The organism is Pseudomonas sp. PDM27 (assembly GCF_019219205.1).
GTDB classification, from domain to species: domain Bacteria; phylum Pseudomonadota; class Gammaproteobacteria; order Pseudomonadales; family Pseudomonadaceae; genus Aquipseudomonas; species Aquipseudomonas laurylsulfatiphila.
Genome location: NZ_JAHUWF010000001.1, coordinates 723,401 through 735,738, shown reverse-complemented (window position 1 = coordinate 735,738; position 12,338 = coordinate 723,401). Strand labels below are relative to the sequence as shown.

10 protein-coding genes are annotated in these 12,338 nt (G+C 62.1%); 5 read left to right on the top strand and 5 right to left on the bottom strand.

The genetic code is table 11. The features are described 5' to 3' along the window. Positions 1-212 precede the first annotated feature (212 nt). The 4 genes from KW838_RS03260 to KW838_RS03245 form a co-directional block, all read right to left on the bottom strand. Complete coding sequence (locus tag KW838_RS03260) at positions 213-2,600, bottom strand: DUF3772 domain-containing protein (protein WP_218500374.1); 2,388 nt, start codon at positions 2,598-2,600, stop codon at positions 213-215. Positions 2,601-2,707: 107 nt separating this feature from the next. Further along, positions 2,708-4,138, bottom strand: a complete 1,431-nt coding sequence (locus KW838_RS03255) for a heavy metal sensor histidine kinase (RefSeq protein ID WP_218500373.1) — start codon at positions 4,136-4,138, stop codon at positions 2,708-2,710. An 8-nt stretch (positions 4,139-4,146) separates the two neighbouring features. Then, complete coding sequence (locus KW838_RS03250; RefSeq protein ID WP_007979096.1) at positions 4,147-4,818, bottom strand: heavy metal response regulator transcription factor; 672 nt, start codon at positions 4,816-4,818, stop codon at positions 4,147-4,149. Positions 4,819-4,903: 85 nt separating this feature from the next. Then, positions 4,904-5,161, bottom strand: a complete 258-nt coding sequence (locus tag KW838_RS03245) for a DUF2790 domain-containing protein (RefSeq protein ID WP_102702227.1) — start codon at positions 5,159-5,161, stop codon at positions 4,904-4,906. A gap of 347 nt (positions 5,162-5,508) precedes the next feature. Here KW838_RS03245 and KW838_RS03240 point away from each other — a divergent pair, with 347 nt between their 5' ends. Genes KW838_RS03240 through KW838_RS03230 form a run of 3 tightly spaced genes read left to right on the top strand, consistent with a single transcriptional unit; the run spans position 5,509 to position 8,485 of the window. Beyond that, entirely contained in the window at positions 5,509-6,474 is a 966-nt protein-coding gene (locus tag KW838_RS03240) for a tripartite tricarboxylate transporter substrate binding protein (RefSeq protein ID WP_218500372.1), read from the top strand. 1 nt (position 6,475) lies between these two features. After that, entirely contained in the window at positions 6,476-6,961 is a 486-nt protein-coding gene (locus KW838_RS03235; RefSeq protein ID WP_102699833.1) for a tripartite tricarboxylate transporter TctB family protein, read from the top strand. Between the two features lie 15 nt (positions 6,962-6,976). Further along, positions 6,977-8,485, top strand: coding sequence for a tripartite tricarboxylate transporter permease (locus KW838_RS03230; RefSeq protein ID WP_218500371.1), 1,509 nt, complete (start codon positions 6,977-6,979; stop codon positions 8,483-8,485). A gap of 338 nt (positions 8,486-8,823) precedes the next feature. On the opposite strand, the gene KW838_RS03225 is transcribed toward KW838_RS03230, so the two are convergent. Beyond that, positions 8,824-9,711 (bottom strand): LysR family transcriptional regulator, encoded by an 888-nt coding sequence (locus KW838_RS03225; protein WP_218500370.1) that lies wholly within the window; start codon positions 9,709-9,711, stop codon positions 8,824-8,826. Positions 9,712-9,868: 157 nt separating this feature from the next. On the opposite strand from KW838_RS03225, the gene KW838_RS03220 reads away from it, so the two are divergent. Together KW838_RS03220 and KW838_RS03215 are read left to right on the top strand one after the other, a co-directional pair. Further along, positions 9,869-11,170 (top strand): FAD-binding oxidoreductase, encoded by a 1,302-nt coding sequence (locus KW838_RS03220; RefSeq protein WP_218500369.1) that lies wholly within the window; start codon positions 9,869-9,871, stop codon positions 11,168-11,170. 55 nt (positions 11,171-11,225) lie between these two features. Continuing rightward, the gene (locus KW838_RS03215) at positions 11,226-12,314 is read left to right on the top strand and encodes a polyamine ABC transporter substrate-binding protein (protein WP_007974146.1); all 1,089 of its coding nucleotides are present in this window, start codon (positions 11,226-11,228) and stop codon (positions 12,312-12,314) included. Positions 12,315-12,338: the final 24 nt, after the last annotated feature.

The window sequence follows — 12,338 nt, the reverse complement described above, 5'->3', positions numbered from 1 at the left end:
AGATCAAAAGATCGCAGCCTTCGGCAGCTCCTACGGATGGGGGTTACGCGGGAGGTGGCGGTTTCGCCAGTACGGTGGGCAGCGAGTTTGGTCGTGCGGTGATTGAGGCACCTGTAGGAGCTGTCGAGTGCAACGAGGCTGCGATCTTTTGATTGTGTTTCTAAAATCAGGATCAAAAGATCGCAGCCTTCGGCAGCTCCTACAGATGGGTGTTACGCGGGAGGTGGCGGTTTCGCCAGTTCAATGCCGGCGGCACCCAGGCGCTTGAGAATTTCAAACAGCAACTCGCTCTTGATCGCCCCGACCGTACGCGGGCTGCCGACGTAGCCGGTGATGGTCAAGGTGATGCCTTCCGGTTTCAACTGGCTGAAGCGCAAGAACGGCGCCGGTTTATCCAGGATGGATTCGTGCTCGGTGTAGCTGTCCATCAGCAGGTTTTGCACCAGTTCCGGATCGATATCCAGCGGGAACATCAGTTCGAGTATCACCACGCCCTGGGCGCTGCCGCCGAGGGTGACGTTGCGCAGGTTCTGCGAAATCAGGTGGGAGTTGGGCACGATCATGATCGAGCGGTCGGCCAGTTGTATTTCCGTGGCCCGCACGTTGATCCGTCGTATGTCGCCTTCGACGCCACTGATGCTGATCAGGTCGCCGACCTTCACCGGGCGCTCGGTCAACAAAATCAGGCCGGAGATGAAGTTCTTCACGATCTCCTGCAGGCCGAAGCCGATGCCCACTGACAGGGCGCTGACGATCCAGGCCAGGTTGGTCCACTTGATCCCCAGCGACGACAGTGTGAGCAGCACGACCAACGCGTATCCGATGTTGGCGAACAGGGTGCTCAGCGAGGCGCACATGCCCGGGTCCATCTCGGTTTTCGGGAGGAACTCGCCGTCCAGCCAGCGGCGTAGCGTGCGAATCAGGTAGACACCGATCAGCAGTGTCAGGAAGGCGCGCATCAAGTTGTCCGGGACGATGTTCAGCTTGCGCAGCCCTTCGCCACCGAGAATGGCCGCGGTGCTGGTGACCAATTGCCCGAACGTCGTACCTACGCCGCCGACAAACAATGCAATGACGCCGACCAGCATCAGGATGGCGCGGCCCGCCCCGGAAAACACGGTGCATATCTGCTCCAGGCGTGGATTGCCGATGCCCAGCAGCTGTTTGATCGCCTTGCCGGTTGGTTGCCTGGGTGAAAAAAGCGATTCGCAGGTGTCCTGGTACACCTGCGTGAGCAGGTAGAACGCGGCGAAGACGATGAAAATCCACACCATTTCATAGGTGATGAACCGGGCCATCGTCACGTAGCCGATCACCAGGGCAAACAGGGATACCACCACGGCAATGCCGGCAAACACATAAATCAGGCCGGCGGACGTGGTGACGCCTTCGGGAGTCTCTCCGGCAACGATCAGCGCCCGTCGGGTCTTGCTGACGCGCAACAGCAGCGCGCCGATCACCAGTGCCACGACCAACGCCACGATTCCCCGGCCGAACAACACCACTTCGGCGCTCATGCCGGTGACGTTGCTCATCTGCACCAGTGTGACCAGCACCAGCAGCAGGCTGGCCAGCCGCCTGGGGTAGGGCTCCATCGCCAGCGCCACCGGATCGGCGATATCGGGCAGGCGCCATGAAGGATGTTTGGTCGACAGCAACGCACGGCTCAACCCGGTGATCATCACGCAGGTATAGGCCAGCTTTTCCAGGTATTGCGCCAGGTCGGCCAGCAGCGGGGTGTAGGGCAGTTGCCGGGTCGCGGCAAAGTGCAGCAATTGCAGGGCGATGCCGGCGCTCAGCACCGTCGCCAGTACCGAGGCCAATGCCAGGGAGCTGCGCCGTAACCGGCCTTCGGGCATTCGATGAATGCACAGCCACGCCAGACCCCGACCGGCGAGTTTTCGCCCCAGGCTCCAGATGACCAGGGCCAGCACCAGCAGGGAGGCCGTGATTGCGCGTTGACCGGGTTGCCAGGCCGCCTGGTGCGTGAGCTTGAGTTGCTGGACGAGGGCGCTGAAACGTTGGCGGTCATCGAGCGGAAGATTGAACAATGGCGACCAGAACCGCGGGTTCAGGATGCTATTGGTCTGCTGGGTCACCTCCGCCTCCAGCAGGCTGCGGCGGATGCTGGCGATCTGGGTGATCAGCTCGGCGGCACTGACTTTCAGCGCAGCCAGGGTTTTGAGCTGGTTGTCGATCCTGTCTTTTTGCTCGCCGAGGGTGTCTCGCTGGGTGGTAATGGCAGACGTCACCTGTGCGCTCTCGTCGAGCGGCACTGGCCCCAGCACGGTGAGTTGCGCCTGCAACTGCGCCTGTCCGGGCAGCAGCGATGTGGAGAGGCGTTCAATATTCTGGATCAGTGCCAGCACCAGGTCCTGCGAGCTTTCCAGCTGGGTGTAGGTGCTGGCCTGGGAAACCTGCTGCTTGAGGCTGTTCAGCTGGCTTTGCAGCCCCAGCAATTCGCTGTCGGAGATGCTGATGACCGGGGCGGTGGGGGCGGGAGCAAGGGTGTCGGCCATGGTCGCCGCCGACAGCCATCCCGGGGTCGCCACCAGCAGTGCGAAGGCGACGTAAATCATTGACTTCCATACATTGAACATCGGCGTGCTCGACGGGTTGTTAGTCACTTAGCCAATGAGGTTAGGTCATGACACGCAGCCTTGAGCGATGTTTTGTCGAAAGTGTCCGGTCGGTTTTCGCCCGGGCGCTACTCATGCTGTTGCCGCGCCGGGAAAAACAGTTCGAAGCAGGTGACGCCGTCGACACTGCTGACGTGGCAGACGCCATTGTGCAGTTGCATGATCGTCGCCACGATCGACAGGCCCAGGCCATTGGACTGGGCCGAGCGCTCGCGGGATTCGTCGACCCGGTAGAAGCGTTCGAACAGCCGTGGCAGATGCTGCGCCGGGATGGTCTGGCCGTGGTTGCGTACCTGCACCTGGATGCCGTCGGCGGTCGGGTTGGCGTGAATGCACAACTCTGAATGCGGCGCGCCGTACTTGATGGCGTTGGCGCACAGGTTGGCCAGGGCACGGCGCAGCAACATGGGCTCGGCCCAGATCAGGCCGCTGCCGTGGGCATTGATGCTGATGCCTACATCGGTCGCCGGGCCTTCGAAATAGTCGGCCATGCGTTGCATTTCGTCGGCGGCATCCAGTTCCTGGCGCTGGCGCAAGGCACTGCGCGGATCGGTACGGGCCAGGAACAGCATGTTGTCGAGCATGCGTGCCAGGCGTTCAAGCTCTTCGACATTGGAGGCCAGCAACTGCTGATAGGCGTCGGTGCTGCGGTTCTGCTGCAAGGCCACCTGGGTTTCGCCGAGCAGGTTGTTGATCGGCGTGCGCAGTTCGTGGGCCATGTCGGTCGAAACCTGACCCAATTGCACAAAACCCTTGTCCAGGCGGTCGAGCATGGCGTTGAAGGCGTCGATCATCGGCAGCAGCTCCAGCGGTGCGCCCTGGCTGTCGAGGCGCTCGTTGAGGTTGCCGACGTCGATGCTCTGGGTGTGGCGGGCCAGGCGCCGCACCGGCAACAGGCCTCGATGCACCAGCACATAACCGGACAACGCCAGCAGAATCGCGGCCACGGTGGCGAACAGGTAGACGTTGAGCCGGTAATCGGCGAGCACGGCGGTGCGTTCGGTCATCAGGCGCCCGGTCACCACTTGCAGGCTGCCCAGGTCTCCGGAGTCGATGGTCGCCGCCAGGGCGGAAAACGGCACGCCGTTGACGTTGGGCAAATGCTGCACGTCGTCCAGGGTCAGTCGATGATCCATCGCCACCGGGGTCAGCACCGGCATTTTCAGGTTACCCGGGTTGACCACCAGCAACGGCGGTTGCCCCGGGGTGCCGATGGTCAGCAGGGCCTCGCGGTTGCCCATCATGTTCTGGAACAGCGCCGGTTTGGCCTTGATCAGGTCCAGGGTGTTGCTGTCGTTGAGGAAGGTGCGCAACTGGTCGATGCGGGTGATCAGGGCAATGTCGTCGCGATGGATCAACTCGCGTTCCAGGTCGCGGTACAGCGCCACGCCCAGCAACGCCAGTGAGACAAACGCCAGCAGAGCAAACACCAGCGCCAGGCGCAGGGTCAGGGAGTGGCTCAGACGGGAGGCGGATCGCAGCGGCGTCATGGCATTCATGGGGGCATTCAAGGTTGAGTGTCGAAGCGATAGCCGATGCCGCGCACGCTGTGGATCAGCTTGAGCTGGAACGGGTCGTCGATTTTCAGGCGCAGGCGACGCACCGCGACATCGACGACATTGGTGTCACTGTCGAAATTCATGTCCCAGACCCGCGAGGCGATCATCGAGCGTGACAGCACTTCGCCCTGATGCGTGGCGAACAGGTGCAGCAGGGCAAACTCCTTGTTGGTCAGGGTGATGCGGTTGCCGGCGCGGCTGACGCGACGCTTGAGCACGTCGATCTGCAGGTCGTCGACGTGCAGGTGTTCGTCTTCCCGGGTAGGGCCGCGGCGGGTCAGGGTGCGCAGGCGCGCCACCAGTTCGGCGAAGGAAAAGGGTTTGATCAGGTAATCGTCGGCGCCCAGTTCGAGGCCCTTGATACGGTCGGCGATGTCATCCCTGGCAGTGAGGAACAGCACCGGTGTGTCGGCTTCCTTGCGCAGGCGGCGCAGGACTTCCCAGCCATCCATCTTCGGCATCATGACGTCCAGCACGATTACGTCGAAGTCGTGTTCCAGGGCCAGGTGCAGGCCATCGACGCCGTCGCGCGCCAGGTTCACGGTGTATCCGAGTTCCTGCAGGCCGTTGAGCAGGTAATTGCCGGCCTTGGGTTCGTCTTCGACTACGAGGATGTTCATGGACAACCTGCCTGGTTCGGTCGGGCTACGGGGGCGCATCAGTGGCGCAAGTGTAGCCCGATCGGCAGTGATGGCAGGCATCCGCTCAGTTCTCGCCCAGGCAGTTCACACCCTGAACCTGATAGTCCAGTTGATGCTCGCGACCCTGGTGGTCGAGGTAGTTGAACTGCGCGGGCACGATGCCGCACTTGCCGTTGAGGTCGGTCATGGACAGCACTTTGGCCACGTCCACCGGGACATAGAAACCGTCCTGGTCGTGGATGATTGGCGAGGTGGACTGGGTGGCGGCAAATGCCGAGCCGGTGGCGAGCAGGGCGGCAAGGCCAAGGATCAACAGTTTCATCACAAGTCTCTCTTTTCAGGGTTGAGGGGCTGCCGGTGGTTGGCCTGGCAGTGAGTTCAGGCTAACGGTGTGATCCGGACAGCCGACCAACAACTTGATGACAAAGCTGTAATGAAACGCCCCTGCAACACCGCAATCCCCTGTGGGAGCGAGCTTGCTCGCGAAGACGGTGTGTCAGATACCTGAAATGTCGACTGACACTCCGTCATCGCGAGCAAGCTCGCTCCCACAGGGGGGGCAGCAGCAACCCGCGGATCCATGGCCTAAGCTTGTTTGCAGGCCCATGCTCTTCGAACACCTCGATGGGCAAGCGGCACCTATAAAAACAATGCAATCAGGAGATGCCCATGTCCGCTTTGATCCGTCGTTTCAGTCGCTGCATGGCCGCCGGTTTGACCGCTGCCGTGCTTGTCGCACCAGCCTTCGCGCTCGATACCGTGAAATTCATGGCCCCGGGCTCGGTGGGCGGTGGTTATGACCAGACTGCCCGTGTGCTGGGCAAGGCCATGGTCGAGGCCAATACGGCCAAGTCCGTGACCTTCGAGAACAAGGGCGGGGCGGGCGGGACCCTGGGGCTGGCGCAATTTGCCAACAGCACCAAGGGCGATCCGAATGCGTTGCTGGTGGTCGGGGCGATCATGGTCGCGGGCATCGAACAGAACAAGTCGCAGATCAGCCTGAAGGATGTGACGCCCATTGCCCGGCTGTTCACCGAGTACAACGTGATCGCCGTGCGCAAGGAATCGGAATACAAGACCCTCGATGACCTGATCAAGGCCTTCAAGGCCAACCCGACGAGCATCACCTGGGGCGGCGGTTCCAAGGGCTCGGTGGATCACATCGGCATTGCCGAGCTGGCGGGCAAGCTGGACGTGCCGGTCAACAAGGTGAACTATGTGGCTTTTGGTGGCGGTGGCGAGGTGGTCGCCCAGGCGCTGGGCGGCCAGCTCAAGGTGATCACCGGCGGTTTCGCCGAGCTGGGGCAGTACATCAAGAACGGTCAGTTCCGTGTCCTGGCCATCGGCGCGCCGGAGCGTGTTCCCGGCATTGATGCGCCGACCCTCAAGGAGAGCGGCTATGACGTGACGATCGGCAACTGGCGCGGCGTTTACGGTGCGGCGGGCCTCACCCCGCAGCAGCGTAAAGAGGTGATCGACGCTGTCGTGGCCGCCACCAACAGCAAGGTCTGGCAGGACAATATCCAGACCAACGCCTGGACCCCCAGCGTGTTGACCGGCGATGAGTTCGGCAAATTCGTCGACGAAGAACACGTGCGGTTGCACGCCATGCTGGTCAAGGTCGGGCTGCTTTGAGATGACCACACTGCGCGCAGTGGTGCCGACGCAATTGGCGGTCGGCCTCGGCCTGATCGCCATCAGCGTGGTGTTGGCGATGGGGGCCTACCGGTTTCCGCCGGAAATGGGTTTCGTCATCCTCCCGGCCTACGTTTACCCCTATGTGGTGGCGGCGTTTCTCGGCGGTGTGGGCCTGTTGCTGAGCTATCAGGCGCTGAGCGGCGGTTTTCGCGAGCTGGATAACGACGACGCAGGCACGGTGCCCGGTGGAAAAACCGGCGCCGCCTGGGTGACCGCCGGGCTTGTCGGGGTGGCGCTGCTGATCAACCTCATCGGTTTTGTGCTGGCCGCCGGGTTGTTGTTCGCCTGTTCGGCGCGGGGGTTCGGCAGCCGTCACCCGCTGCGGGACCTGGCCATCGGCATTGCCCTGACCCTGCCGATCTACTGGCTGTTCAACGCCGGGCTGGGGGTTTCCCTGCCGTCGCTGATCAACATCTGGCTTTGAAAGGAGATCGACACCGTGGACATTCTTTCAAGCCTGGCGATGGGTTTTGCCGCGGCACTGACGCCGATCAACCTGATGTGGGGTTTTATCGGCTGCCTGCTCGGCACCGCCATCGGCGTGTTGCCGGGAATCGGACCGGCGCTGACGGTGGCCCTGCTGTTGCCGATCACCGCCAAGGTCGATCCCACCGGCGCGCTGATCATGTTTGCCGGTATCTACTACGGTGCGCAGTTCGGCGGTTCCACCACCTCGATCCTGCTCAACACCCCGGGTGAATCGTCTTCCATGGTCACGGCCCTGGAGGGCAACCAGATGGCGCGCAACGGCCGCGCCGGCCCTGCGCTGGCAACGGCGGCAATAGGCTCCTTCGTCGCCGGTACCATCGCCACGGTTTTGCTGACGCTGTTTGCGCCGGTTGTGGCCAGGCTGGCGCTGAATTTCGGCCCGACCGAATATTTCGCCATCCTGGTGCTGTCGTTCACCACCGTGTCGGCGGTGCTTGGCGCCTCGATGCTGCGCGGGTTCGCTTCGCTGGGCGTCGGCCTGACCATCGGTTTGATCGGCCTGGACTCGACCTCGGGCATTGCCCGCTACACCCTCGGCGTTCCCGAACTGGTGGACGGTATCGAGGTGGTGCTGGTGGCGGTCGGTCTGTTCGCGGTGGGCGAGGCCCTGTACAGCTTGCTCTATCAAACGGAAGCGAACGAAGGGCGGCATCGCCTGACCTCGTTGTGGATGACCCGTGCCGACTGGAAACGCTCGGTGCCCGCGTGGCTTCGCGGCACGCTGATCGGCTTTCCGTTTGGTTCGATTCCGGCCGGCGGTGCGGAGATTCCGACCTTTTTGTCCTATTCCACCGAGCGCAAGCTCAGCAAGTACCCCAAGGAGTTTTCCGCCAACAAGGGCGAGGGCGCCATCGAAGGCGTCGCCGGCCCCGAAGCGGCCAACAATGCCAGCGCGACCGGATCCCTGGTGCCGTTGCTGACCCTGGGCATCCCGACATCAGCCACCGCGGCGATCCTCCTGGCCGCGTTCCAGAACTACAACCTGCAACCGGGGCCGATGCTGTTTGAAACCTCCGCCGACCTGGTCTGGACGCTGGTGGCCTCGCTGTACATCGGCAACGTCATCCTGCTGGTGTTGAACCTGCCGCTGGTAGGGCTGTGGGTCAAACTGCTGCAGATCCCCCGGCCGTACCTGAATGCCGGCATCCTGGTGTTCGCCACCATCGGCGTGTATGGCATGCGCCACTCATCCTTCGACCTGCTGCTGATGTTGGCGATTGGCTGGGGCGGGGTGTTGATGCGGCGGTTCGACTTCCCCGTCGCCCCGGTAATCGTCGGCATGCTGCTGGGGCCGATGGCCGAGAAACAACTGCGCAACGCCTTGTCCATCGGCCAGGGCGACTGGACGGTGTTCGTCACGCAACCGATCTCTGCGTTCTTTCTCGCCCTGACGCTGCTGGTGCTGGTGGTGCCCCATGTGTTGCATAAACGCGGGATCAAGTTGCATGAGGATGATTGAGCAATCCCTGTGGGGGCGACGGTGCGGCTCGCTCCCACAGTAATTTCGGTTGTTCACGAATACTGCGTACACCCACTAACCCTGTGGGAGCGAGCCTGCTCGCGAAGACGGAGTGTCAGCGAAATAAATGTCAACTGACTCGACGCCTTCGCGGGCAAGCCCGCTCTCACAGTAATTTCGGCTGTTCACGAATACTGCGTACACCCACTAACCCTGTGGGAGCGAGCCTGCTCGCGAAGACGGAGTGTCAGCGAAATAAATGTCAACTGACCGGACGCCTTCGCGAGCAGGCTCGCTCCCACAGTGATTTTTGTCACTCGCACATTTTGCGTACAGCCTCATGCAGTGGCTTGTGCGGTGAACCACTGCATGACCGGCGCGCACGCCGGATGGGTGGCCGCCGAGGGTTGCAGGCACAACGAGTAAATCCCCCGGGTCTTCAATGGTTCACCAAACGGAATCACCAGTTCGCCGCGCTGGATCGACTCGCCTGCCAGGGTCATGTCGGTCATCGCCACCCCCAGCCCCCGGGCGGCGGCATCGAGTGCCAGTTCGTCGAGGTTGAAGGGGATATGCCGATAGTCCTGCAACGCCTTGCCGCCATGGGCTGACAACCATAGCTGCCAGTCATGTTGATCGGAGGAGCGGTGCAACAACGCGAACCCCGACAGATCCTCCAGCGAAGCCAATGGCCGGGTCGGGGTGCCCAGCCCAGGCGCACACACCGGCACCAGGGCTTCCTCGAACAGCGTCAGGCAATCGGGCGCTGTGGACGGTTCAGGCAGATAGAGAATGTAGGCGTCGCTGTCACTGGCAGGTTCCACGATTTCGGTGGCCACGGTTTCGATTGCCAGGGAGACGTCCGGGTGATGCCGGTAGAAATCGTTCAGTTTGGGCAACAACCAGCGCACCGCCAGTGACACGTGCATGCGTATGCGGAACGGGCGTTGCTTGGGCGCCAGCCGGTCTTCCAGCGACCTCAATTGTTCGAGGATGGTACGAGCGCTGGCCAGCACCTGCTCGCCTTCCGGGGTCAGTTGCAGGCTGCGGCTGCTGCGCACGAACAAAGCGACACCGAAGTGGCTCTCCAGTTGCTGGATCTGTCGGCTCACGGCGCTTTGGGTCAGGCAGAGCTTTTGCGCGGCCTGGGTGAAACTGCCTGACCCGGCGACCTCGACCAGGGCCTGCAAGCCCTGCAGCGAGGGCACGTGGCGTACTTTATCCATGCGTTTTAAGAATGCCTCGATGATTTAATAACGTTGGTTGTCTGCGTTATCAGCCTTTAGATTCTAGTCATGGACACCGTTCACGAAAACCATTTATGCGAATCCTGCATAAAACGCTGATCGAGACGGTTCACAGAACAAGAACCTGAGGTGACGCATGGAAAATATCTGTGGCTGGATTGCGCAAGCGGGGAGTTCTCCGTTGCGCGATCCGCTCAAAGGCACGCAGCACGCCGACTGGCTGGTGATCGGCGCCGGCATTACCGGCCTCAGCGCGGCCCACGCCCTGGCACACATGCACCCCCAGGCACGCATTGTGGTCGTTGACCGCCAGCGGGCGGCGCAGGGGGCATCGGCGCGTAACTCCGGGTTTGTGGTGGCCCACGAACATCCCGTCGCCGGCGAGCTGTCGGGAAGCGCCGGGTTCGCCGGCTATCAGGTGGATACGGCGATCGGCCGCGCCGCCGCCGATGAAGTGCGCAAGCAGATCGCCCGGCTGGGCATCGAATGCGACTTCAGGGAGTCGGGCTATTTCTTTGCCGTCAGCGATCCACGCAAGCTGAGCGACGTCGAGGCCAAGTTGCAGACCTTGCGGGCCGTTGGCGCCAGTGCGCAGTTCCTGCAAGGCGAGCAACTGATCGAGAAACTCGGCACCCGCCACTACCGTGCCGGAATCTGGTGCGGCAATGGCAATGCCTTGCTGCAACCGGCCAAGTACGTGAAGGGCCTGCTCGATGCCTTGCCGCCGACAGTGACGGTCCATGAGAACAGCGATATCGCAGGTCTTGAGCGCCTCGGCGACGGCCGGATCCGTGCCCGGGGCCAAGACGGCTGCGTTGAAGCCAGACAGGTGTTGGTCTGCCTGAACGCCTTCCTTCCTCGTTCCGGGATCGACGACAGCGGCACCTTCGCGATGGAACTCAGCGCCAGCCTCACCCGGCCCCTCAGCGATCAAGAGTTTCAAGCCCTGGGGGCGCCAGCGTCCTGGGGTGTGCTGTCGACCCGTCCGTTGGGCGCCACGGTACGCCTGACGCCGGATCGCCGGGTGATGATCCGCAACACCGCGGAATACCGCTCCAGGGATTTGTCATTGAGCGAGCTGTCGGCCCGTCGCCAACACCACGTGCTGGGGTTGCAACGGCGTTTCCCGATGCTCGGCGAGCAGGACATCGAATACACCTGGACCGGTCATCTCAGCGCTTCGCGCTCCGGGCAACCGTACTTCGCGAAAGTCGAGGAGGGCGTGTTCGCCGTGGCCGGGTGCAATGGTTCCGGCGTGGCGCGGGGCACGCTATGGGGGCGCTTGCTCGCGGAAATGGCCTCGGGCGGTGATTCACCCTTGCTGCAATCGGTCATCTCGCGGGCACAACCCGGCTGGCTGCCGCCCAAGCCGCTGCTCGACATCGGTGCCATGCTGCGTATGCGCGTGGAAACGGTCCGGGCCAGAAGCGAAGTCTGACCAACACGAACTTCACAACAAGAACAACAGCACTTCCCATCGAAGGTGATTCAACATGCGCGTCAATACGCTTTCCCTTGTGGCCCTGATCTCGACCTTTTCCGCTGTCGCCTACGCCGACGAAACCGTCAATATTTCCAATTGGAACGGTTACATCGCCGACGACACCTTGCCCGACTTCACCAAGGCAACCGGGATCAAGGCGACCTACGACATCCACGACAGCAACGAAGTGCTGGAATCGAAACTGATGACCGGCAATACCGGTTATGACGTGGTCAGCCCGTCGAACCACTTCCTGTCGCGCCTGATCAAGGCCGGCGCGATCCAGAAACTCGACAGGAGCCAGTTGCCCAACTGGAAAAACCTCGACCCGGCATTGATGAAGAAGCTTGAGGTCAACGACCCGGGCAACCAGTACGGCTTCCCTTACATGTGGGGCACGGCGGGCATCGGCTACAACGTCGAGAAGATCAAGGCGATCTTCGGCAATACCGACGTCACCCATTCCTGGAAGCTGTTCTTCGACGAGAACAACATCAAGAAACTCAGCGAGTGCGGCGTGGCGATCATCGACAACCCTACGCAGATCCTGCCGATCACCCTCAACTACCTGGGGCTGCCGCCTCATAGCCACGAGCCGGCCGATTACAAGAAAGCCGAGCAGGCACTGCTGAAGATCCGGCCTTACGTCCAGTATTTCCATGCGTCCAAGTACATCAGCGACCTGGCCAACGGCAACGTCTGCGCGGTGATCGGTTTCAACGGCGACATCGTGCAGGCCGCCGCCAGCGCCAGGGAAGCGAAGAACGGCATCGACATTGCCTACTCGATCCCGGACGAAGGTTCCACCTTGTGGCTGGACATGGTGGTCATGCCCAAGAGCGCGCCACACGAGAAGAACGGCTACGCCTACATGAACTACCTGCTGGAGCCGAAGGTGATTGCCAACATCAGCAACAGCATCCACTACGCCAACCCCAACAGTGCGGCGGATGCCTTCGTCGACCCGGCGGTGAAGCAGGATCTGGCGATCTATCCGCCGAAAACCGTGATGGACAAGCTGTTCACCGTCGAGGACTTGCCCGCGGCCATCGCACGCCTCAGCACGCGGTTGTGGACCAAGCTGAAAACCAATACCTGACGGTGGCGTCATGCGCACAACTGT

Bases quoted from the DNA above. Each gene is read 5' to 3' on its own strand.
- KW838_RS03225 (WP_218500370.1), bottom strand. From the start codon at position 9,711: ATGGATAAAGTACGCCACGTGCCCTCGCTGCAGGGCTTGCAGGCCCTG.
- KW838_RS03220 (WP_218500369.1), top strand. From the start codon at position 9,869: ATGGAAAATATCTGTGGCTGGATTGCGCAAGCGGGGAGTTCTCCGTTG.
- KW838_RS03235 (WP_102699833.1), top strand. From the start codon at position 6,476: ATGACCACACTGCGCGCAGTGGTGCCGACGCAATTGGCGGTCGGCCTC.
- KW838_RS03240 (WP_218500372.1), top strand. From the start codon at position 5,509: ATGTCCGCTTTGATCCGTCGTTTCAGTCGCTGCATGGCCGCCGGTTTG.
- KW838_RS03250 (WP_007979096.1), bottom strand. From the start codon at position 4,818: ATGAACATCCTCGTAGTCGAAGACGAACCCAAGGCCGGCAATTACCTG.
- KW838_RS03245 (WP_102702227.1), bottom strand. From the start codon at position 5,161: ATGAAACTGTTGATCCTTGGCCTTGCCGCCCTGCTCGCCACCGGCTCG.
- KW838_RS03260 (WP_218500374.1), bottom strand. From the start codon at position 2,600: ATGTTCAATGTATGGAAGTCAATGATTTACGTCGCCTTCGCACTGCTG.
- KW838_RS03215 (WP_007974146.1), top strand. From the start codon at position 11,226: ATGCGCGTCAATACGCTTTCCCTTGTGGCCCTGATCTCGACCTTTTCC.
- KW838_RS03255 (WP_218500373.1), bottom strand. From the start codon at position 4,138: ATGAATGCCATGACGCCGCTGCGATCCGCCTCCCGTCTGAGCCACTCC.